This is a genomic window from Stenotrophomonas acidaminiphila (assembly GCF_001431595.1).
In the GTDB taxonomy this organism is placed as follows: domain Bacteria; phylum Pseudomonadota; class Gammaproteobacteria; order Xanthomonadales; family Xanthomonadaceae; genus Stenotrophomonas; species Stenotrophomonas acidaminiphila.
In genome coordinates this window covers 15135-36534 of record NZ_LDJO01000068.1, presented here as the reverse complement: position 1 = coordinate 36534, position 21400 = coordinate 15135, and the positions used below count along the sequence as shown (strand labels likewise).

Sequence of the window (21400 nt, the reverse complement as noted above, 5' to 3'; positions counted from 1 at the left end):
GCGCTGCGCGAGCAGGTCTACCGGCGCCTGTTCGAGCGCGGACCGCTGTGGCTGCGGCGCCAGCGCAGCGGTGAACTGGGCGAGCTGCTGCTCGCCCATGGCGACGCCATCGAGGGCTACTACGCCGGGTTCCAGCCGGTCCGTGTCGAGGTGATGGTGGTGCCACTGCTGATCGTGGCAGCGGTGGCCTGGGTCGACTGGACGGTGGCGCTGATCCTGCTGTGCACCGGGCCGCTGGTGCCGGTGTTCATGATGCTGGTGGGGCTGGGCGCGGAAGCGGCCGGTCGCGAGCAGCTGCAGGAACTGGCGCGCATGGGTGGGCATTTCGCAGACCGCATCAAGGGCCTGGGCCTGTTGCGTCTGTACGGGCGTGGCGAGGACGAACTGGCCGGTATCGCCGCCGCCGCGGAGGGCGTGCGCGTACGCACCATGAAGGTGCTGCGCATCGCCTTCCTGTCCTCCACCGTGCTCGAGTTCTTCGCCTCGGTGAGCGTGGCGATGGTGGCCCTGTACCTGGGCCTGAGCTACCTGGGCATGCTGGCGCTGCATGCCACGGTGCCGACGCTGGGCGCGGGCGTGTTCTGCCTGCTGCTGGCGCCGGAGTTCTATGCGCCGCTGCGGCGCCTGGCCACGCACTATCACGACCGCGCCAACGCGCTGGCCGCCGCCACCGAAGTCGAGCGCCTGCTCGACGGCGGCGACCCGGCGGCGGATGCCACCGTGCCCGTGCCCGCCGTGCGCGTGCCGGAACCGGCGCAGGCGCGGGCGCCGCTGCTGGCGGCGGCGGCGCTGGTGCTGCGCCCAATCGGTGCCGGCCACGACGTGGTGACGGATTTCTCGCTGGACATCGATGCGGGACAACGCCTGGCCCTGGTCGGGCCCAGTGGCAGCGGCAAGAGCACCGTGCTGGAGGCGCTGGCGGGCTGGTTGCCACCGCGCGGTGGGCGCATCGCGCTGCGCGACGGCGTGCGCGTGGGCTACGCCGGGCAGCGTCCATACCTGTTCCACGGTTCCATCGCCGACAACCTGCGCCTGGCCGATCCCGGCGCCAGCGACGCGCGGCTGCGCGCGGTGGCCGAGGCCGCGCAGGTGATGCGCTTCGCCGCGCAGTTGCCCAAGGGACTGGACACGGTGATCGGCGAACGGGGGTTCGGCCTGTCCGGTGGCGAGGCCCGGCGCATCGGGCTGGCGCGGCTGCTGCTGCGCGATCCGGACCTGTTGCTGCTGGACGAGCCCACCGCCTTCCTGGATCCGCGGACCGAGGCCGACCTGCTGCAGTCGCTGGCCTGTTTCACCCGTGGCCGCGCGGTGCTGATGGCCACCCACAGCGCGCCGGCGATGCAGTGGGCCGATCGCGTGGTGCGGCTGCATGAGGAGGTGCGCGCATGAGCGGCGACGATTCCCTGCGCGCGGTGTTCGCGCGGCATCGCGTACGGCTGCTGCTGGCGGTGGTCCTGCTGTTGCTGACGATGCTGGCCGGGGTCGGCCTGCTGGGGCTGTCCGGCGGCTTCCTGACCGCCGCCGCGCTGGCCGGGGCGCTGGGCGCAGGGACCACCTTCAACTTCTTCTCGCCCTCGGCGGGGATCCGCGCCCTGACCTTCGTGCGCATCGTTTCGCGCTACTTCGAGAAGCTGGTCGGCCATGACGCGACCCTGCGCATCGCCCGCGACCTGCGGGTGTGGTTCTTCCGCCGGGCGTTGCCGCTGGCGCCGGCACGCCTGGGCGGAACGCGTACCGGCGAACTGCTCGCGCGGCTGATGTCCGATATCGGCGAGGTCGATGGCCTGCTGGTGCGCGCGGTGGGGCCGCTGCTGGCGCTGGCCGGCATCGCCGTGGCCAGCATCGCCGTGGCCGCCGCCATCCATTGGCCGGCGGCGGTGGCGTTGCTGCTGCTGTCGCTGCTGATCGGCATCGGCGTGCCGTTGCTGGCGGTGCACAGCGGCGACGCGGGCGAAGCCGAGCGCGCGCGGCATCGTACCCGGCTGCGCACGCTGGCCTACGAAGGCCTGGAAGGCGCCGCCGACCTTGCCGCGCTGGACGCGCGCGATGCCTGGCGCGCACGCGTCGACGGCGCGGCACGCCAGCTCGCCGGCGACGACCACCGCCGCCGCGGCCGCCTGATCGCCGGCAACGTGCTGCACTCGGCCTGTGCCGGGCTCGGCCTGCTGGCAATGCTGTGGCTGGCGCTTTCCGCCTTCCAGGACGGCCGGGTGACGGCGCCGCTGGCCGCCGCGCTGGTGTTCCTGACCGTGGCGTTGCTGGAAGTCGCGGCCGGGTGCGGGCTGGCCTGGCAGGCGCTGCAGTCGGCACGCATATCGGCCGGGCGCCTGCAGGCCATCGTCGAGCAGCCGCCCTCGGTATCCGACCCGGCGCATCCGCGTCCGGTGCCGGCGCCGCCGGCCACGCTTTCGTTCGAGCAGGTGGTGTTCGCCTGGCCCGGGGAGAGCCGGCGCGTGCTCGACGGCATCGACCTGCAGATACGGCCCGGCGAGCGCATCGCCATCGGCGGTGACAGCGGCTGCGGCAAGACCACGCTGTCGGCCCTGCTGCTGCGGCTGTGGGACCCGCAGGTGGGGGCGGTGCGCTGGGGCGGGGTGGACCTGCGCGAGGTCGCGCAGGACGATTGGCATCGCCATGTCGCCTGGTTGCCGCAGGGCGCGCCGGTGTTCGCCGGCAGCATCGCCGACAACCTGCGCCTGGGCCAGCCGCAGGCCGACGAGGCGCGGTTGTGGGCGGTGCTCGAACAGGTAAGGCTGGGCGACTGGGCGCGCCGGCAGGGCGGGTTGTCGGCCTGGGTCGGCGAGAACGGCGCCACCATGTCCGCAGGCCAGGCGCGCCGCCTGGCGATGGCACGCGCGTTGCTGCGCGACGCCCCGCTGATGGTGCTGGACGAACCGACCGAAGGCCTGGACGTGGATACCGCCGAGGCGCTGCTGGTCGACATGGCCGCGGCCCTGGGCCCGCGCAGCCTGCTGATGATCACCCACGGCCACCTGCCCGACGGGGTGGTGCACCGCCAGTACCGGTTGCAGCGGGGGCGTCTGCTGGAAGTGGGTGGCGAGGCGCAGGGCTGAGGCCGGCAGGAACCGGGTGCCGGCCGCGACCGGCACCCTCGCTGCATCCCCGGTCGAAGGCGGCGTTCCCACCCCGTGCGGGCCGTGCCGGGCGCGGCGATGCCGGGCAACCGGCCGGCGTGCACCTGACGCACGCCAGCCGCAGGCCGTAATGCGCGTGGTCATCGATAGCGGGTGCCGCTGCCTGGTGGTGAGGGGGCCGGGGTGCGCCGGAGGCGTTTGTCCGTTTGCGCCGGCGCTTCCTCGCGCACGCGCAGGAAGCGGGCGAAACGTGGCAGGCCGTTGGCGGTCAAACCGGTGTAGCGATAGGTGACCAGGCTGCCGATCGCCGGGGGTGCAATGCGCTGCGCGTCCTTGAAGCCGCTGCCGATGCGGAAACGGACGCCATCGGCGCGCTCCACCAGCAATGCACCCAGCATGCCGGCGTACCGGCCCTTGCCGGGCAGGTGCGCGACCACCCGCGCGTCGGCATCGCTCCAGGGCTTGAGCTTGAGCAGGCCGGCGCTGCGGCCGGCAATGTAGCGGTTGTCCTGGTGGTGCAGCATCAGCCCTTCGCCACCGGCGGCAACGGTGGCTTCCAGCTGGCGACGCAGTGCGCGGGTGTCGGCGATGCGTTGTTGCGGGATCAGTTCCAGCGTCGGCGAGGCGGTGCGCTCGAACAGGACGCGCAGGGCTGCCAGGCGCTGGTCGAAGGTGCCGGGGTGTGCGGGCAGGTCGAAGACCATCAGGCGCAGGCTCCGCCAGGCGGCCGCATCGGGCGGGTAGCGGCGCACGGTGCTGCTGGCGTGTTCGAAGCGGCCGCGTCCCGCCCACAGTTCGCCGTCCAGGGGCTGCCGCGGCCAGCCGCGGGTGAAGCCGTCCGGGGCGTCGACGCGGTTGCCGGCGCGGGTCCACAGTGCATGCCCGTCCCAGCGTGCGCGGACGCCGTCGAGCTTCTCGCTCACCCAATACCGGGAGACGTCCGGCCCGTCGCGCCATTGGCTGGCCAGCATCGGCGAAGGCGCGGCCGCGGCAGCGCTCCATGGAAGCAGCAACAGGTACAGCAGCACGGTCGGCAGGTGTCGCATGCGCCCTCCAGGCGGTGGCGGAGGGACAGCATGGCGGCGCAGCCTCGGCGCCGGGATCGGGCGCAGGCGGCGTGCGGCGTGGGCCTACGCCACACCGCACCGTCGGTCAAAGGCCGGGGAGCGTATCGAGGAAGCCGCCTACCGCCGGGCCGAAACGGTCGTAATCCACCAGGAAGGCGTCATGGCCCTGCGGCGAGTCCATGCCGATGAACTGTGCGTCGGCACCGCCCGCGCGCAGGCCGTCGGCGATCTGCTGCTGCTGTTCGACCGGGAACAGGATGTCGGTGTTGGCGCCGATGGCCAGCACCCGTGGCACGTGGATCTTCGCCAGCCCGGCCATGACGTCGCCGTCGCCGTACTCGGCCAGGTCGAACCAGTCCATCGCACGGCCCAGGTACAGGTAGCAGTTGGGGTCGAAGCGGCGCACGAAGCGGCGTGCGTGGCCTTCCAGGTAGCTTTCCACCTGGAACTCGAGGCCGAAAGGATCGTCGTCGCCCTGCTCGGAATCCAGCCGCACGCGGCCGAAACGGCCGTCCCACTCCAGTGCCGAACGATAGGTGATGACACCCAGCTTGCGCGCCATGCGCATGCCCGATTCCGGGTAGTGGGCGTCGTCGTAGTCGCCGCCATTCCAGGCCGGGTCGAGGCGGATGGCCTCGCGCTGCAGCGAGCGGATGGCGATGGAGAAGGGCAGGGCCTGCGCGCTGCCGGAAATGTTGATGTGGGTGCGGGCGATGCCCGGGTGCTGCAGCAACAGGGCCAGCGCGGTCATGCCGCCCATCGAGTTGCCGATCAGGCACGCCAGCTGCTGAATGCCGAGTGCGCGCACCACCCCGGCGGCCGCGTTGGCGATGTCCTCCACCGACAGTTCGGGGAACGACAGCCGGTACGGCCTGCCGGTGGCCGGATCCAGCGAGGCCGGGCCGGTGGAGCCCTTGCAGCTGCCCAGCGAGTTGACGCAGACCACGAACCAGCGGTCGGTATCGATCGGCTTGCCGGGGCCGAGCATCGGCTCCCACCAGCCGGGCGCGGGGTTGCCGGGATGGCTGGCGGCGTGGGCGTCGGGCGACAGCCCGGTGACGATCAGGATGGCATTGCCGGCATCGGCGGCCAGCGTGCCCCAGGTTTCGTAGGCGATGCGCGCGCCATGCAGCTGGCCGCCACGCTTCATCGGGAATGGCGAGGCCAGTGCGTGGAAACGGCTGCCTACGGGGATGAACTCGGTCATCTGCCGATTCTACCGGCCGTGCACCGATACGGGGATGGCACGCAATGCCCCGGCGTTATCAGGGCATGAGCCGTGGTTACCACGGCCGCGGTGATCGGTGCCGCAGCTGTCGCCGCATGATGGTGCCGGCAGCCGGAACGGAAGCGCTGGGGCGCGCCGGTTGCCGGGACTCAGCGGGCCTGATCGGCGCGCATGGACAGCCAGCCGTGGATCAGCCCGGCCTGGAAGAACGGCACGGGGGGCTGGAAACCGCCCGCGGCGATGATCGAAGCGATCTGCTCCGGGGGCAGTATCCCGACATCCCGGGCATAGGCGGCACGCATGCGCTCCAGGGCGTCGGCCGGAACGTCGGCTGCGGCCATCAGGCTCATCCATGCGCGCAGAAGCACCTCGTAGGCGGGCGACTGCACGTCCGCGGCCAGGTCGGAGCTTGCGAGCATCGCGCCCGGTGCGAGCCGGCGCGCGATGCCCTGGAAGAACCCGGAGCGGGCTGCCGGATCGAGAATGAACTGGGATACCAGGAAGCAGGTGGCCGCGTCGAAGCTGGCCGTGTCCGGGAGCGATTCCAGGTAGCCTTCATGGAAATGGCAACGCGCCGAAATACCCTCCCGTTCGGCCGCCTGGCGGCACAGGGCGAGCATCGCGCCGGACGGTTCCACCGCGGTGAACCGCCAGCCGGGATGCTGCCGCGCGAGATGCATCAGCTCCGCGCCGGTTCCGAGCCCCACGCAGAGGACGCGCGCATCCGGCGGCAGCGTGGCGAAGGCCGAATCCAGCAGCAGGTGCAGGCAATCGCGGATCGGGTGGGTCTTGGCCCACTGTGCGTCGTAGCCGGCCGCCTGTTGGTCGAACAGCAGTTTGATTTCGTCCTGGTTCACCGCATCCGCTCCGACGTGTGGGTCACGGTTGGCCGAGCGTGATCCGCAGCGGCTCACCCGCAGGCAGGACGACCTTCACCGGTACCGATTCCACGTCGCCGTCCTGGCGCATCGCGGTGCCGCTGGCGGACAGTCGCGCTAATACCTCCACCTCGCCCAGCGCGGACAGCTTCTGAGTCGGCATCGGGCTGTCGCCGTCGTCGAGCGTGACCGTGAGCGGTCCGGCCTGCGCCGGGTGGCGTTCGACCGCGACCGGCATCGGCGGGCCGCCGGGAACGCGGGCGATGACGAACACCGTGTCCTTGCCGGCGGCGACGCGCGCCTGCAGCGACGGTGCCAGGGTGACCTGCACGGTGATGGCATGGGCGCCGGCGCTGCCGGCCGCGGGGGGAGCCAGGGCGGGCGTGGAAGGCGGCATCCCGGCGTCGGCACGGGCGGCGTCGATCTGTTCGCGCAGCGCCGCGGCGGCATTGGGTTCCAGCCGCGGCAGCAGGCTTTCCCAGGTGCGCACGGCGGCTTCGTCCTGGCCGCGCTGGCGCTGCACGATGCCGATCAGCCAGATCGCGCGCTGGTTGTCCGGCGCCACCTTGCGGGCGCGTTGCAGCCATTCCACGCCGGTGTCGTCGAACAGCATTTTCGGATGTGCGCGGGCGCGCGCCTGCGCCGCTTCGATCAACAGCTCGGGCTGGTCGGGGTCGAGCTTCAACGCGCGCTCGAACGAGGCGGCGGCATCGGCCACACGCCCGAGCTCGAGCTGCGAGCGGGCCAGCAGAACCCAGCCTTCGGTGCGCTCGGGGTGCTCGTCGAGCACCGCGCGCAGCTGTTCGACCGCCTGCTCCAGGCTCTGCGGCGGCGCCTCGTCCGGCGCCTGCAGCGCCGCCGGCGTGCCCAGCCACAGGTACAGGCCCACGGTGGCGACTGCGATCGAGCCGACCAGGGTGCCCCAGATGGCGCGCTTGCCGGCGCGCAGCAGCGGCCACAGCATGGCGCCGCCGGCAATGATGGCCAGCAGTGCGGCCAGCGACAGGAATACCGCCTTCACCATTCGCGTTCATCCTGGTTGGCATCCGCGGCGGCCGGGGCGGGCGCGACGCGCCCACGCCGGCTCACGTGCACGAACAGCAGCACCGCGCCGGCTACCAGCAGGACGCCGGGGCCCAGCCACAGCAGCAGGGTGCTGCCTTCCATGCGCGGGCGGTAGAGCACGAATTCGCCGTAGCGCTCGACCAGGAACTGCTTGATCTGCGCATCGCTGCGGCCTTCGCGCATCAGGTTGAGGACCTCGCGGCGCAGGTCGTGGGCGATCTGCGCGTTGGAGTCGGCCAACGACTGGTTCTGGCATTGCACGCAGCGCAGTTCGGCGGCCAGCGCGTGGAAGCGCGCTTCCTCGGCACGGTCGCGGTACTGCAGCGGGGCCGGGTCGCCCATCGGCTGCGCCATCGCCAGCCAGGGCAGGCACAGCGCGAGCAGCATGGCCGCCAGCCGCATCATCGCGCGGTCTTCCCGCCGGCGCCGGCCTCGATCTTCTCCAGCGCCGGGATCAGCTGTCGGTCGAGCACGTCCTGGGTGATGGCGCCGCTGTACTTCCAGCGCACGATGCCGCTGCCGTCCACCAGGAAGGTCTCCGGCGCGGCGGCGATGCCCCAGTCCAGCGCGGTGCGGCCTTCTTCGTCGGCCACCACCACCATGTAGGGATTGCCCAGCTGTTCCAGCCAGCGCAGGGCGTCGGCGCGCTCGTCCTTCCAGTTGTAGCCGATCACGCGCACGCGCTTGGTCTCGGCGAACCGGGTGAGGATCGGGTGCTCGTCGCGGCAGGTCGGGCACCAGCTGCCCCACACGTTGAGCAGGTAGGGCGCGCCGCGCAGGTCGTGTCCGCTCACCTTGACCGCGGGATCGTGCAGCACCGGCAGCGAGAAGTCCGGCGCGGGCTTGCCGATCAGCGCCGAGGGCAGGCTGTCACGGTCGGGCCGGTCGGAACGGCTGACGCCATAGAGCATCAGGCCGACCAGGCCCAGAAAGAACAGCGCGCCGATGATCAGTGCGACCGGCGGCAGGCGGTGGGGAGGATTCGGAGTGGGCGAGGTGTCGGACATCAGGATTTCTCGGGCAGCCGGCGGAAGCGGCGGTCGACGGCGGTGACGAAGCCACCCAGGGCCATCAGCAGCGCGCCCAGCCAGATCCAGCGGACGAAGGGCTTGACCTGCACGCGGACCGCCCAGGCACCATCGCCCAGCGATTCGCCGAGCGCAACATACACATCGCCGCCCAGCGCCGGATGGATGCCGGCCTCGGTCATCGGCATGCCGCCGCTGGCGTACATGCGCTTTTCCGGGTGCAGCAGGGCGACCTCGCGGTCGCCGCGGAATACGCGCACGTGGCCGCGGTCGGAGTGGTAGTTGGGGCCGTCGCTGGCGTCCACGCCCTCGAATGCCAGGCGGTAGCCGCCGGCCTCGACTGCGCTGCCCGGCGTCAGCGCCACTTCATGCTGGATGCTCAGCGACTCCACCAGCAGCGCGCCGACCAGGAACACGGCGATGCCGGCATGGGCGATCAGCATGCCCCAGGTCTCGGCGTTGGGACGGCCACCGCCGCGCAGGCGCTGCCACAGCACGTACGCGGTGCCGGCGCCTACCCAGGCCGCGGCGGCGATGCCGACGGCGGTCTTGAGCTTGCCCTGCGGCGCCATGAACCAGGCCACCACGCCCAGCAGCAGGGCCAGCACCGCCCATGGCGCCAGCAGGGCGAGCGTGCGCAGGCCCTGTTCGCGCTGCCAGCGGGTCAGCGGGCCGAACGGCAGCAGCAGCACCAGCGGCGCCATCAGCAGCAGGAACAGCGTGCCGAAGTAGGGCGGCCCCACCGAGACCTTGCCCAGGTCCAGCGCATCGGCCAGCAGCGGGTACAGCGTGCCCAGCAGCACCATGGCGCAGGCGCAGCTGAGCAGCAGGTTGTTGGCCAGCAGCAGGCTTTCGCGCGAATTGAGCGCGTAGGCGCGGCGCGGATCGGCCGGGCCGCCCATCGCCGGGGCCCGCAGCGCGTAGAGCAGCAGCGCGCCACCGATCACCAGCGCCAGGAACACCAGGATGAACAGGCCGCGTGCCGGGTCGGCGGCGAACGAGTGCACGCTGGTCAGCACGCCCGAGCGCACCAGGAAGGTGCCCAGCAGCGACAGCGCGAACGCGGTGATGGCCAGCAGCAGGGTCCAGCCGATGAACACGCCGCGCTTTTCCGTGGCGGCCTGCGAATGCAGCAGCGCCGCGCCGGCCAGCCATGGCATGAAGCTGGCGTTCTCCACCGGGTCCCAGAACCACCAGCCGCCCCAGCCCAGTTCGTAGTAGGCCCACCAGCTGCCCAGCGCGATGCCCAGGGTGAGGAAGGCCCAGGCCACGTTGGTCCACGGCCGGGTCCAGCGCAGCCAGCGCACGTCGATGTGGCCATCGAGCAGGGCGGCGACGGCAAAGGCGAACGGCACCGCGAATCCGACGTAGCCCAGGTAGAGCATCGGCGGGTGGATGATCAGGCCCGGGTCCTGCAGCAGCGGGTTCAGGTCGCGGCCCTCGACCGGCGCCGGCAGCAGCCGCTCGAACGGATTGGAGGTGAACAGCAGGAATGCCAGGAAGCCCACGCTGATCAGGCCCATCACCGCCAGCACGCGCGCCATCACCGGCGGCGGCAGGCGCCGCGAGAACCCGGCCACCGCCGCGGTCCACAGCGCCAGCACCAGCGTCCACAACAGCAGCGAGCCCTCGTGCGCGCCCCATACCGCCGAATAGCGGTAGATCATTGGCAGCAGTGAATTGGAATTCTCGGCCACGTAGCGCAGCGAGAAATCCTGGCGCACGAAGGCCGCGGTCAGCACCACGAACGCGCCCAGCACCATGACCAGCTGCAGTGCCGCGGCCGGGCGCGCGATGGCGATGAAGGGGGCGATGCCGCGCTGCGCGCCGACCAGCGGCAGGACGCTCTGCAGCAGTGCCGCCAGCAGCGCGAGGATCAGCAGGACCTGTCCGATCTCGGCGAGCACTCAGCGCGACTCCGCCGGCGTGGCCGTGGCCGGGACCTGGTGCTTGTCATGGGCCACGCCCATCTTGTCGGCCAGTTCCTTGGGCATGTAGGTCTCGTCGTGCTTGGCCAGGACGTCCTCGGCCACGAACACGCCGCCGGCCATGCGCCCGGTGGCGACCACCGCCTGGCCCTCGCGGAACAGGTCCGGCAGGATCTTGTCGTAGGTCACCGGCAACCGCGCATCGCCATCGGTCACCTCGAAGCGTGCCAGCAGCGCACCCGGGGCGCGCTGGAACGAGCCCTTGGCGACCATGCCGCCGAGGCGGAAGCGCGCATCGGGCGCGACCTTGCCGGCCTTTACCTCGGCCGGGGTGTACAGATAGGCGATGTTGCGCTGCAGGGCGGTGGCCACCAGCGCGGCGGCGATGCCGGCCACGGCAAGCACCAGCAGCACCAGCAGCAGGCGGCGGCGTTGGACGGGACTCATCGGCTCAGTTCCTCGTCGCCGGGCGCCGCGGCCGCGGCATTGCGGCTGGCGCGCGCCATGCGGTTGCGTACCTCGCGCAGCTGCCGCCGCACCTGCAGGCGCGGGATGGCGAAATCCCAGGCCAGGACCACGAAGAACACCGCATAGGCCAGGGCCACGTACTGGAAGTAGGTCATGTCAGTTTCTCCACGCGCTCGCGTACCCAGGCCTTGCCGGCCTCGCGGCGCAGGTTGTCGGCACGGGCGCGGGCCAGCAGCGAGCCGGCGAACCAGAACTTGGTGGCCAGCACCATCAGCCACAGCGGCAGGATCATGCTGTCGTCCATGCTGGACTCGCCGAACATGCGGATGGTCTGGCCCTGGTGCAGCGAGTTCCACCACACCACCGAATAGCGGATGACCGGCAGCAGCACCACGCCGACGATGGACAGCAGCCCGGCGGCGCGGGCGGCGGCGCGGCGGTCGTCGATGGCGCCATACAGGCCCATCACCCCCAGGTACAGGAACAGCAGGATCAGCTCGGTGGTCAGGCGCGGGTCCCAGTCCCACCAGGTGCCCCACATCGGCTTGCCCCAGATGCTGCCGGTAAGCAGGGTGATCAGGGTGAAGGCGGCGCCGATCGGCGCGCAGGCCATGGCCAGGATCTCGCACAGCTTGACCCGCCAGACCAGGGCGATGGTGCTGTAGAACGCCATCAGCCCGAACACGAACAGGCTCATCCAGGCCGAGGGCACGTGGATGTAGAGGATGCGGAAGCTGTCGCCCTGCTGGTAGTCGGCCGGCACCACCGCCAGCGCCTGCCACAGGCCGAAGGCGAACAGCGGCAGCGACGCCACGTAGCACCATGGCGACCAACGGGCGGCGAAAGCGTCGAAATAGGCAGGGGACCCCAGCCGATGGAACCAACCTGGCAAACCTTTGAACATCCGCTCGCTCGTCGAGGAAAACGATGGCGGGGTGGACCCCTCCCACCCCGTTGCCGGGCACCGCGAAGCACGTGCGCCCGGCGGCTCGTGAAGATTAGCCGAAGACGGCGCGGTTGGCACGGCCAGCCCGCGCCGTGGCGGTCACTTCAGGGTGAGCGTGCCCTTCATCAGCGCCGCGTGGCCGGGGAAGCTGCAGAAGAAGGACAGCGGCGCGCCGGCGGCGGTGAGCTTGGCCACCGGGATGCTGAACGAGGTGCTTTCGCCGCCGCCGACCACCTTGCTGTGGGCGATCACGCGGGTGTCCCCGGCCTTGACGTAGTCGGCCGCCAGCCCGGCCTTGATGCCGTCGGCGTCGATGCCGTTCATGTCGGCGGCCTTGGCGACGACCACGTTGTGGCCCATCACGTTCTTGGCCATCTTGCCGGTGTGCTTGAGGTTGATGGTGAAGCTGGAGCAGCTCTTGGGTACGTCGATGTTGGCCATGTTGTAGCGCATGGCGTCGTTGCCCTCCAGGTTCACCGAGCAGCTGCCGGCGGCATGGGCGGCACCGGCGGCACCGAGGGCCAGGGTGGAGGCGAGGATCAGTTTGCGGAACATCTTCAAAGCTCCTGTCTGCGGGGATGGGCACGCGGCTGCGGGCGAATGGCCGGCCATGCTGTCGCCGGCGTTCGGGGTTGGCAAGCGACGCAATGTCGCAGGCCCGGAGCATGCGCCGGACGCTGCATGCCCGGTCTTCACACGGCCCGGAACGCCGGGCCGGCATGGCGCCAGCACGGCTCCGGCGCAGCCGCCCGCGACGGCCACCGGCGGCGCCCGTATGCCGTGGTCGTGGGAGCCCCCGGGAGGGTCAGGAGTTGGCGATGCGGATCGCTGCCGCGGCGGTCAGCGGCGCCAGCAGCAGGCTGACCACCAGCCCGGCGCCAAGCAGCAGCAGCGCGCCGCTGGCGTCGAAGCCCTGCGCTGCCGCGGCCACCGCGCCGGCACCGAACACCAGCACCGGCACGTACAGCGGCAGCACCAGCAGCGCCAGCAGGATGCCGGAACGGCGCATGCCCACGGTGAGCGCGGCAACCACCGCGCCAAGCAGGCTCAGCAGCGGCGTGCCCAGCGCCAGCGACGCCACCAGCACCGGCAGCTGCGCGCGCGGCAACTGCATCAGTTCGGCCAGCAGCGGGCTGACCAGCACCAGCGGGAAGGCGGTGGTCAGCCAGTGCGAGAACACCCGCACCGCGACCAGCCACGGCAACGGCACCGGCGACAGCAGCCATTGCTCCAGCGAACCGTCCTCGGCATCGCCGCGGAACAGGGTGTCCAGCGACAGCAGCCCGGCCAGCAGCACCGACAGCCACAGCACCGCCGCGGCCACCCGCTGCAGCAGGTCAGGATTGCCGCCCAGGGCCAGGGCGAACAGGGCCACGACCAGCAGCGCGAACAGGATCGGCTGCGCGGCGTCGCCGCGGCGCCGCCACAGCAGCTTCAGGTCGCGCGCGAGCAGCGCCCGGGCGGCGTCGAGCAGCGAGGGCTGCGGGCCGGGCAGGCTCATGCGGCGGCCTCCACCGCGGCCGAGCCGAGGGTGAGCGTGCGGTTGCGCACCGGTGGCGCGGCGTAGGCGCCATGGGTGGTGACCAGGGCGGCGCCGCCGCTGCGCAGGTGTGCTGAAATCATGCGGTTGACCAGGTTGATGCCGTCCAGGTCGAGGTTGGCGTAGGGCTCGTCCAGCAGCCACACCGGTGCCGGCGACAGCCACAGCCGGGCCAGCGACAGGCGCTTTTTCTGGCCGGCCGACAGCTGCCGCACCAGGGTGTCCTCGTAGCCGGCCAGGCCGACGATGGCCAGCGCGTTGCCGGGCATCTGCCGCACCCGGCGGCCCTGCAGGCCGCACAGCACGTGCAGGTTTTCCAGCGTGCCCAGGTCCTGCTTGAGCGCGGGCAGGTGGCCCAGGTAGGCGATGTAGCGCGAGCGGTCGCCGGCGCCGGCGGCACGGCCGTCGATCTGGATCGTGCCTTCGTCGGCGCGCAGCAGCCCGGCGAGCACGCGCAGCAGGGTGGTCTTGCCGGCGCCGTTGCCGCCCTGTACCAGCAGCGCCTCGCCGGCGTCCACGTGCAGGTCCAGGGGCCCGAACACCGGGTCGTCGTTGCGGGTGAAGCGCAGTCCGCGCGCGTCTAGCAGCGGCGGGGTGTTCAGGGTCGCGGTCATCGGATCGGGCGCTTCCGTCCTTGGGTGGGAGCGCAGGCAGGCTGGCGCATCGGGCGCGACATTATAGGCATTGCCGCCGGTGCCGAAGCGCGGGCCGGGCGGCCGTTGCCGCCGGCATTGCGTAAACTCGTCGTTTCCCTTCCCCCGACGCCGACGCATCGATGCAACCGCAGACCAAGCTGCCCAAGGTGGGCACCACCATCTTCACCGTGATGTCGCAGCTGGCCGCCGAGCACGGCGCGGTCAACCTGGGCCAGGGCTTCCCGGATTTCCCGGCGCCGCAGCGCCTGATCGACGAGACCGCCAGGGCCATGCGCGAGGGCCTGAACCAGTACGCGCCGATGACCGGCGTGGCGCCGCTGCGCCAGGCCATCGCGCAGAAGGTACTGGACTGCTACGGCGCGCAGGTCGACCCGGACACCGAGATCACGGTGACGTCCGGCGGCACCGAGGCGATCTTCAACGCCATCCATGCGGTGGTGCGGGCCGGCGACGAGGTCATCGTGCTCGACCCGGCCTACGACTGCTACGAGCCGGCCATCGACCTGGCGGGTGCGCGCGCGGTGCATGTGGCGCTGGACCCGCGGACGTTCGCCGTCGACTGGGACAAGGTGCGCGCGGCGATCACGCCCAAGACGCGCATGCTGATGGTCAACACCCCGCACAACCCGTCCGGCGCGATGCTCTCGGCCGCCGACATGCAGGCGCTGGCCGACGTGCTGCGCGGCACCGGCATCTACCTCATCTCCGACGAGGTCTACGAGCACATCGTCTACGACGGCGCCCGCCACGAATCGGCGCTGCGCTACCCGGAGCTGCGCGAGCGCGCCTTCGTGATCTCCAGCTTCGGCAAGACCTACCACTGCACCGGCTGGAAGATCGGCTACGCCATCGCCCCGCCGGCGCTGAGCGCCGAGTTCCGCAAGGTGCACCAGTACAACACCTTCACCACCTACGGCCCGGCCCAGTATGGTTTCGCGGCGATGATCCGCGACGAGCCGGAGCACCACCTGGAACTGGGTGCGTTCTACCAGGCCAAGCGCGACCGGTTCCGCGAGCAGCTGCTGACCACGCGGCTGCAGCCGCTGCCGGTGCCGGGCGGTTACTTCCAGCTGGTGGACTATTCGGCCATCAGCGACCTGCCGGACCATGAGTTCGTGAAGTGGCTGACCATCGACAAGGGCGTCACCGCGATCCCGCTGTCGCCGTTCTACGAAACCGCGCCGGCCGGGCAGCGCCTGGTGCGGCTGTGCTTCGCCAAGAACGACGCCACGCTGGACGCGGCGATCGAGCGCCTGGTGAAGCTGTGACCGAGGAGCCGCTTGGCAACGACTGGAAACTGAAGTTGCGCTATGGGCGCGCCACCACGCCATTCCAGCATTATTCGCTCGTCGCCGACGGCGTTGCCGGCGCGCTCGCGGACGGCTTCCAATGCCGTCCGGGGCCGGCTGTGATGGCGATGAAGGGATGGGCCACGGATGCGGACGAGGCCGTGGACATGCTCCGTTTCATCTGCGGCAAGGTCGGCTTCGAGATGGCGGGGCGGGTTGAAATCCACGAGACACCGCCGGACCAGCCGCCGCGCGGAAATCCTTTCGGCTACGACCTCGCGTTCGTGCCTTATGACGGTGAGGGTGATACCGATGAATGACCTCCGTATTTCACTGGTACAGGGCGACACCCGCTGGCACGACCCGGCAGGCAACCGCGGGCACTATGCGGCCCTGCTGGCGCCGCTGGCCGGCAGCACCGACCTGGTGATCCTGCCGGAGACCTTCACCAGCGGCTTTTCCAACGACGCCATCGACAAGGCCGAGGACATGGACGGCGCGACCGTGCGCTGGATCCGCGAACAGGCCCGTGCACTGGGCGCGGCGGTCACCGGCAGCGTGCAGCTGCGCGTCGATGGCGGGGTCTTCAACCGCCTGCTGTGGGCCACGCCTGATGGCGAGCTGCGGCACTACGACAAGCGCCACCTGTTCCGCTATGCAGGCGAGCACAAGCGCTATGCCGCCGGGCGCGAGCGCCTGTGCGTGGAGCTGAAGGGGTGGCGGATCAATCCGCAGATCTGCTACGACCTGCGTTTCCCGGTGTTCTGCCGCAACCGCTACGACGTCGAGCGCCCCGGGCAGATGGATTTCGACCTGCAGATCTTCGTCGCCAACTGGCCGTCGGCGCGCGCCCATGCCTGGCGCACGCTGGCGCGCGCGCGGGCGATCGAGAACCTGTGCTACGTGGCCGTGGTCAACCGCGTGGGCGTGGACGGCAACGGCCTGCATTACGCAGGTGACAGCGCGCTGATCGACTTCCTCGGCCAGCCGCAGGTGGAAATCCGCGAGCGCGAGCAGGTGGTGACCACCGTGGTCTCGGCGCAGGCGCTGGCCGAGCACCGCGAGCGCTTCCCGGCGATGCTCGATGCCGATGCCTTCACCCTGGGCTGACCCGGGGCGACGCTGAACGCCGGCCGGATGGCGCGGCCGGTACCTGTCTGCGGACGCGGGCGCGCTGCTAGGCTCGCCGCGTCCCTTGCGAGTGGAGAACGAACCATGAAGATCCTGGCGGGAGCCCTGCTGCTGGCGGCTGGTGTCGTTGCGCCGTCCGCGCACGCGGCCGGCAACATCGACTGCGAACTGCGTTTCAACCTGTCCGGCTGGTCGATCTTCTACAAGACCGCCACCGGCAACGGCACCATCACCTGCGACAACGGCGCCAGCATCCCGGTGAAGATCCGTGCCAAGGGCGGCGGCCTGACGGTCGGCAAGTCCACGGTCAGCGATGGCCGCGGCAAGTTCACCGGCGCCTACAGCGTCAACGACCTGATCGGCACCTACGGTGGGGCCGAGGTCCATGCCGGCGCATCCCGCTCCAGCAACGCCCAGGTGGTGACCAAGGGCGACATATCGCTGGCCCTGGCCGGTACCGGCCGTGGCTGGGACCTGGGCGTGGGTTTCGGCAAATTCGTGATCGAACGGCGCTGAGCCGGCGTGCGCGTGACCGGCGTGGCGGCCGCAGCGTCCGTCCGCCACGGGCAACGCGCCCAACATCACCCGCGGCCCGCTCACGCCGGGTGACAGCGACTGCGGCAACGGGCGTGTAGCGCCCCTAAGCGAACGCCCGGCGCTGGGCCGGGCGTTTGCAGTCATGCGCGGGCAGGCGGGCCGTGGCGGCCGGCCTGCGCATCAGCCGCCGCGCGGCCCGCGACCGCCGCCGCCGGGACGACCACCACCGCCGGGACGGCCGCCGCCCGGGCGGCCCGCCGGACGGCCGCTGCCGCCGGGACGGTTGCCGCCGCGCGGCGCGCCGGAAGGACGGTTGCCGGCCGGACGCGCGCCGTACGGGCTGAAGCCCGGGTTGGCGTGGTCGGACGGGAAGCTCGGGGCATTGCCCGGATGGCCGTAGGGATGCTTGCGCTGGCCCTGGCCTTGGCCCTGACCGGCGGACTGGCCGCCGCCCTGCGGACGCCCCTGGCCACTGCCGGTGCGCCCGGCGCCGCCGGCACCCGGGCGCGGCTTGCCGTACGGGCGGCCCTGGCCTTCGCCGGCCGGGCCACGGCCGGGGCCGCGGTTGCCGGACGGACCGGCGTTGCGGTGGCCGCTGGGCCCGGTGCTCACGCCTTCGGGCACGTACCAGGTGCGGAACGCGGCGGGATTGCCTTCCGGCAGGCTGCGGTCGCCCTTGGGCTTGCGCTGCTTGAACGGCTTCTGCGACTGCTTGGCCGCCGCTTCGCCGCTGACGGTCAGGCCGCCCTTGAAGCCGCCGCCCTTGCCGCCACGGCCACGGCCGCGGTCTTCGCGCAGGGTGTCGAAGCGGCGCAGTTCGCGGCCTTCGTCGGCGGTGTTGTGGCCGTTGACGTAGGCATTGCCGCGGCCGCCTTCGCGCACGCGCACGGTGGTCTTGGCCGCCTTGCGCTGGCCGATCACCGGCTGCAGGGTCAGCGCCGACGGCGCGCCTTCTTCCAGCTTCAGCTCGGCGCGCAGCGCCTCGACCTGGGCATTGGGCAGTTCCACCGACTGTCCGCGCAGCAATTCGCGCGGCAGTTCGACCTTGCCGTAGCGGGTGCGCTTGAGGCGGCTGACCTGGCAGCCCTGCGATTCCCACAGGCGGCGCACTTCGCGGTTGCGGCCTTCCTTGACCACCACCCGGAACCAGTCATGCGAGTCGGTGCCGCCGATGCGTTCGATCTCGTCGAACTTGGCCGGGCCGTCTTCCAGCGCGACGCCGCGGGCGAGGCGGTCGACGACGTTGTCCGGCACCTTTTCCTGGCCTTCCGGGGCGCGCACGCGCACCACGTACTCGCGCTCGACCTCGAACGACGGGTGCATCATGGCGTTGGCCAGCTCGCCGTCGGTGGTGAGCAGCAGCAGGCCGGTGGTGTTGATGTCCAGGCGGCCGATGGCGATCCAGCGCGCGCCCTTGAGCGGCGGCAGCGACTCGAACACGGTCGGGCGGCCTTCGGGGTCCTCGCGGGTGGTCACTTCGCCTTCGGGCTTGTTGTAGACCAGTACGCGCGACGGGTCGGTCAGCGCGCTGGCGACGAAGCTGCGGCCGTCGAGGTCGATCTTGTCGCCGCTCTTGACCGACATGCCGGTCTGCGCGGTCTCGCCGTTGACCTTGACCAGGCCGTCGGCGATGCGCTGCTCCAGCGCGCGGCGCGAGCCCAGGCCGGCCTGGGCCAGGACCTTGTGCAGGCGTTCTTCCAGCCGGGGCTGCTCGACAGCGGCTTCGCGCTTGAGCGAGAGCTTGTTCAACGACGGCTTGCGGGGGGTGTCACTCATTCTGTTTGGCTCCGGCCGGCGCTTTCTTCGTCGGCCTCAGGTTCGGGATCGGCTTCGTCAACAGCCACGGTCGTCGTCGCGACGGCGTTGTTTCCGGTGTCTTCCACTTCCGCCGCGCGCTCTCCCGGCGCGGCGTCGGGTTCGCCCGTGGGGGCGGTGTCGGGTGCGGCGTCCCCGTCGTCCGGGGCTGCCGCGGTGTCGGTGTCGCCGCGGCCGGCATCATCGTCCGCTGCGGCGGCTTCGGGGGTGGCCGCGGCGGCGGCGAGCGGGGCGGCCAGCTGGCCGTCGTCGCCCAGCGGCAGCTGCGGCTCCAGTTCGCCGATGTCGCGCAGTTCGGACAGCGGCGGCAGTTCGTCCAGGCGCTTGAGGCCGAAGTAGTCCAGGAACGCGCGGGTGGTGCCGAACAGCGCCGGCTTGCCGGGCACGTCGCGGTGGCCGACCACGCGGATCCATTCGCGCTCTTCCAGCGCCTGGATGATGTTGCTGCTGACCGCCACGCCACGCACCTGCTCGATCTCGCCGCGGGTGATCGGCTGGCGGTAGGCGATCAGGGCCAGCGTCTCCAGGGTGGCGCGGGTGTAGCGGGTCTTGCGTTCGGTCCACAGCCGCGAGACCCAGCCATGCACCTCGCGGGTGATCTGGTAGCGGAAGCCGGAGGCGACCTCGACCAGCTCCACGCCGCGTCCCTGGCAGCCTTCGCGCAGCAGTTCCAGCGCGCGTTCGACGCTGCCCGGCGGCGCCGGCTGCTCCTCGGGGAACAGCTCCTGCAGCTGCGCCAGGGTCAGCGGCTGGCTGGAGGCCAGCAGCGCGCCTTCGACGATGCGGTTGATCAGCGGTTGATCCATGTGTCGGGAATGTCGCTCAGGCGGGGTCGGTGGTGTCGGCGTCGTCGAATTCGCTCGAAAACTGCAGCGGCGCGTTGGTGTTGCCGGCGGCCAGCGATTTCACGTAGATCGGCGCCAGCGGCGCTTCCTGGACGATGTCCAGCAGTTGTTCCTTGGCCAGTTCCAGCAGCGCCAGGAAGGTGACCAGCACGCCGAGCTTGCCTTCCTCGGCGGTGAACAGGGTCTCGAAGCGGTAGAACTTGCCGTCCTCGAGCTGTTCCAGCACGTCCCCCATGCGCTGGCGCACACTCAGTGCCTCGCGCTTGATGGCGTGGCCGCTGAACAGCTCGGCGCGCTTGAGCACGTCGTGCAGGGCCAGCAGCATTTCCTTCAGGTCCACCGGCGGCGGCACCTTCACCGTGGTCCGGTCCGGCACGAAGGCGTGGGCCGGGGTGGTATCGCGGTCCTGGCGGGGCAGGGCGTCGATGTCCTCGGCGGCCTGCTTGAAGCGTTCGTACTCCTGCAGCCGGCGCACCAGCTCGGCGCGCGGGTCGGCTTCCTCGCCATCCTGGCTGGGCGGGCGCGGCAGCAGCATGCGCGACTTGATCTCGGCCAGCATCGCGGCCATCACCAGGTACTCGGCCGCCAGCTCGAAGCGCAGCTCCTGCATGACGTTGATGTACTCGACGTACTGGCGGGTGATCTCGGCGACCGGGATGTCCAGGATGTCCAGGTTCTGCCGGCGGATCAGGTACAGCAGCAGGTCCAGCGGGCCTTCGAAGGCGTCGAGGATGACTTCCAGCGCATCCGGCGGGATGTACAGGTCCTGCGGGATCTGCAGGACCGGCTGCCCATGCACCACCGCCAGCGGCATTTCCTGCTGCTGCGGAACGGTGGGCGGCGCTGGCGGGTTCGCGACGGGCGCGAGTTCTGAAGTCATCAGGGCGACATCGGGTGTTGCGAGCCTTTACGTTCCGGGTTCCCGCCCGGGACAGGGTCCAGCCTTCTGGATTGAAAGCCATGCGCGCCTGTCCGGCGTGCGTGCACATCAACAACGCGACATGCCGCGCTGTCATGCGGCAACGTCATCGCGAGGAGGTCGTCTACACAGTCCGGGACGGAATCGCGGATCGGTCGGACGGCGGTGGCCTTGCCTGCCGCCGCTCCGGGCCGTTACAGGCCGGCTGCGTGCAATGGCGTAAAGAGTAATCGCCCCGGCCGGGCGGTGTCCAGCGTCCAGGCGCTAGACTTGCCGGCCATCATTCAGCGGACAAGGGAGCGGCGAGCCGTGTGGTATGTGATCGAAGGCTACGACGGGCAGGATGTGCTGGCGGCGCGCCTGGCCGCGCGGGCGGCGCACCTGGCGCGGCTGCAGGCGCTGCAGGAGCAGGGGCGGCTGCTGCTGGCCGGCCCCTGTCCGGCGATCGACGCCGAGGACCCGGGCGCGGCCGGCTTCAGCGGCAGCGTGGTGATCGCCAGCTTCGACGACCTGGACGCGGCCCGCGCCTGGGCCGGCGCGGACCCCTACGTGGCGGCCGGCGTCTACCAGCGGGTCGACGTGCGGCCGTTCCGCAAGGTGTTGCCGTGAGCCGGGTCGAGCAGATCCGGGCGGCGCTGGAGGCCGCGTTCGCCCCGACCCGGCTGGAGGTGGAGGACGACAGCCATCGCCATGCCGGCCATGCCGGCGCGCGCGACGGCCGGGGGCATTTCAATGTGCGCATCGTCAGCACGGCGTTCGCCGGGAAGCCGCCGCTGGCGCGCCATCGTGCGGTGTACGCCGCCCTGGGCGGGATGATGCAGACCGATATCCACGCGCTGTCGATCGAGGCGCGGACACCGGCCGAAGCCGACGCCTGAACCGGGGCGGGGGCGGACGGGGCCATGCGCCCCGTCCGGGACGGATCGCGGGCGCGCCGGGGCGGCCCTGTCGGGTGAGGGAATCGC

The 21400-nt window shown here is 71.2% G+C and carries 24 protein-coding genes; 8 read left to right on the top strand and 16 right to left on the bottom strand.

Going from position 1 to position 21400, the window contains the following annotated elements; genetic code table 11:
- Window positions 1-1389: thiol reductant ABC exporter subunit CydD (gene cydD / locus ABB33_RS15565; RefSeq protein ID WP_056932676.1), on the top strand; the 1389-nt coding region annotated here is incomplete at its 5' end.
- Complete coding sequence (cydC, locus tag ABB33_RS15560) at window positions 1386-3074, top strand: thiol reductant ABC exporter subunit CydC (protein WP_056932675.1); 1689 nt, start codon at window positions 1386-1388, stop codon at window positions 3072-3074. The genes cydD and cydC, both read left to right, overlap by 4 nt.
- Before the next feature lie 161 nt (window positions 3075-3235).
- Here cydC and ABB33_RS15555 read toward each other — a convergent pair whose 3' ends face one another.
- The 13 genes from ABB33_RS15555 to ccmA all read right to left on the bottom strand — a co-directional run bounded on the left by ABB33_RS15555 (window position 3236) and on the right by ccmA (window position 13857).
- Window positions 3236-4141 carry a DNA ligase gene (locus tag ABB33_RS15555; protein ID WP_082595130.1) on the bottom strand — a complete coding sequence of 302 codons (906 nt, stop codon included), beginning with the start codon at window positions 4139-4141 and terminating at the stop codon, window positions 3236-3238.
- A 106-nt stretch (window positions 4142-4247) separates the two neighbouring features.
- Entirely contained in the window at window positions 4248-5369 is a 1122-nt protein-coding gene (metX, locus tag ABB33_RS15550; RefSeq protein WP_056932674.1) for a homoserine O-acetyltransferase MetX, read from the bottom strand.
- A gap of 170 nt (window positions 5370-5539) precedes the next feature.
- The gene (locus ABB33_RS15545) at window positions 5540-6247 is read right to left on the bottom strand and encodes a class I SAM-dependent methyltransferase (protein WP_056932673.1); all 708 of its coding nucleotides are present in this window, start codon (window positions 6245-6247) and stop codon (window positions 5540-5542) included.
- A 22-nt stretch (window positions 6248-6269) separates the two neighbouring features.
- Complete coding sequence (locus ABB33_RS15540; protein ID WP_056932672.1) at window positions 6270-7292, bottom strand: tetratricopeptide repeat protein; 1023 nt, start codon at window positions 7290-7292, stop codon at window positions 6270-6272.
- A complete protein-coding gene (locus ABB33_RS15535) occupies window positions 7286-7735 on the bottom strand; it encodes a cytochrome c-type biogenesis protein (RefSeq protein ID WP_054668652.1) in 450 nt (149 codons plus the stop codon). The genes ABB33_RS15540 and ABB33_RS15535 overlap by 7 nt, the downstream gene beginning before the upstream one ends.
- Window positions 7735-8340, bottom strand: coding sequence for a DsbE family thiol:disulfide interchange protein (locus tag ABB33_RS15530; protein WP_056932671.1), 606 nt, complete (start codon window positions 8338-8340; stop codon window positions 7735-7737). Before ABB33_RS15530 ends, ABB33_RS15535 begins: the two co-directional genes overlap by 1 nt.
- Complete coding sequence (locus ABB33_RS15525; RefSeq protein WP_054665116.1) at window positions 8340-10268, bottom strand: heme lyase CcmF/NrfE family subunit; 1929 nt, start codon at window positions 10266-10268, stop codon at window positions 8340-8342. Before ABB33_RS15525 ends, ABB33_RS15530 begins: the two co-directional genes overlap by 1 nt.
- On the bottom strand, window positions 10269-10736 hold the full coding sequence (gene ccmE, locus ABB33_RS15520) for a cytochrome c maturation protein CcmE (protein ID WP_054665118.1): 468 nt from the start codon (window positions 10734-10736) through the stop codon (window positions 10269-10271). It abuts the gene before it with no gap.
- Window positions 10733-10912: a heme exporter protein CcmD gene (gene ccmD, locus ABB33_RS15515; protein ID WP_056932670.1), complete on the bottom strand. Its 180-nt coding sequence runs from the start codon at window positions 10910-10912 to the stop codon at window positions 10733-10735. The genes ccmE and ccmD overlap by 4 nt, the downstream gene beginning before the upstream one ends.
- Window positions 10909-11661 carry a heme ABC transporter permease CcmC gene (gene ccmC, locus ABB33_RS15510; protein WP_054665123.1) on the bottom strand — a complete coding sequence of 251 codons (753 nt, stop codon included), beginning with the start codon at window positions 11659-11661 and terminating at the stop codon, window positions 10909-10911. The genes ccmD and ccmC overlap by 4 nt, the downstream gene beginning before the upstream one ends.
- Before the next feature lie 141 nt (window positions 11662-11802).
- Window positions 11803-12258: an azurin gene (gene azu / locus ABB33_RS15505; RefSeq protein WP_056932681.1), complete on the bottom strand. Its 456-nt coding sequence runs from the start codon at window positions 12256-12258 to the stop codon at window positions 11803-11805.
- A gap of 250 nt (window positions 12259-12508) precedes the next feature.
- The gene (gene ccmB, locus ABB33_RS15500; RefSeq protein ID WP_054665129.1) at window positions 12509-13204 is read right to left on the bottom strand and encodes a heme exporter protein CcmB; all 696 of its coding nucleotides are present in this window, start codon (window positions 13202-13204) and stop codon (window positions 12509-12511) included.
- Window positions 13201-13857 carry a heme ABC exporter ATP-binding protein CcmA gene (gene ccmA, locus ABB33_RS15495; RefSeq protein WP_056932669.1) on the bottom strand — a complete coding sequence of 219 codons (657 nt, stop codon included), beginning with the start codon at window positions 13855-13857 and terminating at the stop codon, window positions 13201-13203. Before ccmA ends, ccmB begins: the two co-directional genes overlap by 4 nt.
- A 161-nt stretch (window positions 13858-14018) precedes the next feature.
- Here ccmA and ABB33_RS15490 point away from each other — a divergent pair, with 161 nt between their 5' ends.
- The 4 genes from ABB33_RS15490 (at window position 14019) to ABB33_RS15475 (ending at window position 16835) form a co-directional block, all read left to right on the top strand.
- Window positions 14019-15167: a pyridoxal phosphate-dependent aminotransferase gene (locus ABB33_RS15490; RefSeq protein ID WP_054665134.1), complete on the top strand. Its 1149-nt coding sequence runs from the start codon at window positions 14019-14021 to the stop codon at window positions 15165-15167.
- A complete protein-coding gene (locus tag ABB33_RS15485; protein WP_056932668.1) occupies window positions 15164-15508 on the top strand; it encodes a hypothetical protein in 345 nt (114 codons plus the stop codon). The genes ABB33_RS15490 and ABB33_RS15485 overlap by 4 nt, the downstream gene beginning before the upstream one ends.
- Entirely contained in the window at window positions 15501-16298 is a 798-nt protein-coding gene (locus ABB33_RS15480) for an amidohydrolase (protein WP_054665140.1), read from the top strand. The genes ABB33_RS15485 and ABB33_RS15480 overlap by 8 nt, the downstream gene beginning before the upstream one ends.
- A gap of 105 nt (window positions 16299-16403) precedes the next feature.
- Window positions 16404-16835, top strand: coding sequence for a hypothetical protein (locus ABB33_RS15475; RefSeq protein WP_054665142.1), 432 nt, complete (start codon window positions 16404-16406; stop codon window positions 16833-16835).
- Between the two features lie 201 nt (window positions 16836-17036).
- Here the strand turns inward: ABB33_RS15475 and ABB33_RS15470 are convergent, their stop codons facing one another.
- The 3 genes from ABB33_RS15470 to ABB33_RS15460 are packed head-to-tail and all read right to left on the bottom strand — an operon-like array spanning window position 17037 to window position 20396.
- The gene (locus tag ABB33_RS15470; RefSeq protein WP_056932667.1) at window positions 17037-18632 is read right to left on the bottom strand and encodes a pseudouridine synthase; all 1596 of its coding nucleotides are present in this window, start codon (window positions 18630-18632) and stop codon (window positions 17037-17039) included.
- Window positions 18629-19477, bottom strand: coding sequence for an SMC-Scp complex subunit ScpB (gene scpB / locus ABB33_RS15465; RefSeq protein WP_054665146.1), 849 nt, complete (start codon window positions 19475-19477; stop codon window positions 18629-18631). The genes ABB33_RS15470 and scpB overlap by 4 nt, the downstream gene beginning before the upstream one ends.
- A gap of 16 nt (window positions 19478-19493) precedes the next feature.
- Window positions 19494-20396, bottom strand: coding sequence for a segregation and condensation protein A (locus ABB33_RS15460; protein ID WP_054665149.1), 903 nt, complete (start codon window positions 20394-20396; stop codon window positions 19494-19496).
- A 348-nt stretch (window positions 20397-20744) separates the two neighbouring features.
- Here ABB33_RS15460 and ABB33_RS15455 point away from each other — a divergent pair, with 348 nt between their 5' ends.
- A complete protein-coding gene (locus tag ABB33_RS15455; protein WP_054665152.1) occupies window positions 20745-21044 on the top strand; it encodes a YciI family protein in 300 nt (99 codons plus the stop codon).
- On the top strand, window positions 21041-21313 hold the full coding sequence (locus ABB33_RS15450) for a BolA family protein (protein ID WP_056932666.1): 273 nt from the start codon (window positions 21041-21043) through the stop codon (window positions 21311-21313). The genes ABB33_RS15455 and ABB33_RS15450 overlap by 4 nt, the downstream gene beginning before the upstream one ends.
- Window positions 21314-21400 lie beyond the last annotated feature (87 nt).

Coding starts and splice junctions, on each gene's coding strand:
- ABB33_RS15530 (WP_056932671.1), bottom strand. CDS start 8,340: ATGTCCGACACCTCGCCCACTCCGAATCCTCCCCACCGCCTGCCGCCG.
- ccmD (WP_056932670.1), bottom strand. CDS start 10,912: ATGACCTACTTCCAGTACGTGGCCCTGGCCTATGCGGTGTTCTTCGTG.
- ccmE (WP_054665118.1), bottom strand. CDS start 10,736: ATGAGTCCCGTCCAACGCCGCCGCCTGCTGCTGGTGCTGCTGGTGCTT.
- cydC (WP_056932675.1), top strand. CDS start 1,386: ATGAGCGGCGACGATTCCCTGCGCGCGGTGTTCGCGCGGCATCGCGTA.
- ABB33_RS15475 (WP_054665142.1), top strand. CDS start 16,404: ATGAAGATCCTGGCGGGAGCCCTGCTGCTGGCGGCTGGTGTCGTTGCG.
- ccmA (WP_056932669.1), bottom strand. CDS start 13,857: ATGACCGCGACCCTGAACACCCCGCCGCTGCTAGACGCGCGCGGACTG.
- metX (WP_056932674.1), bottom strand. CDS start 5,369: ATGACCGAGTTCATCCCCGTAGGCAGCCGTTTCCACGCACTGGCCTCG.
- ccmB (WP_054665129.1), bottom strand. CDS start 13,204: ATGAGCCTGCCCGGCCCGCAGCCCTCGCTGCTCGACGCCGCCCGGGCG.
- ABB33_RS15490 (WP_054665134.1), top strand. CDS start 14,019: ATGCAACCGCAGACCAAGCTGCCCAAGGTGGGCACCACCATCTTCACC.
- ABB33_RS15540 (WP_056932672.1), bottom strand. CDS start 7,292: ATGGTGAAGGCGGTATTCCTGTCGCTGGCCGCACTGCTGGCCATCATT.
- ABB33_RS15535 (WP_054668652.1), bottom strand. CDS start 7,735: ATGCGGCTGGCGGCCATGCTGCTCGCGCTGTGCCTGCCCTGGCTGGCG.
- ABB33_RS15460 (WP_054665149.1), bottom strand. CDS start 20,396: ATGACTTCAGAACTCGCGCCCGTCGCGAACCCGCCAGCGCCGCCCACC.
- ABB33_RS15470 (WP_056932667.1), bottom strand. CDS start 18,632: ATGAGTGACACCCCCCGCAAGCCGTCGTTGAACAAGCTCTCGCTCAAG.
- azu (WP_056932681.1), bottom strand. CDS start 12,258: ATGTTCCGCAAACTGATCCTCGCCTCCACCCTGGCCCTCGGTGCCGCC.
- ABB33_RS15555 (WP_082595130.1), bottom strand. CDS start 4,141: ATGCGACACCTGCCGACCGTGCTGCTGTACCTGTTGCTGCTTCCATGG.
- ccmC (WP_054665123.1), bottom strand. CDS start 11,661: ATGTTCAAAGGTTTGCCAGGTTGGTTCCATCGGCTGGGGTCCCCTGCC.
- ABB33_RS15480 (WP_054665140.1), top strand. CDS start 15,501: ATGAATGACCTCCGTATTTCACTGGTACAGGGCGACACCCGCTGGCAC.
- scpB (WP_054665146.1), bottom strand. CDS start 19,477: ATGGATCAACCGCTGATCAACCGCATCGTCGAAGGCGCGCTGCTGGCC.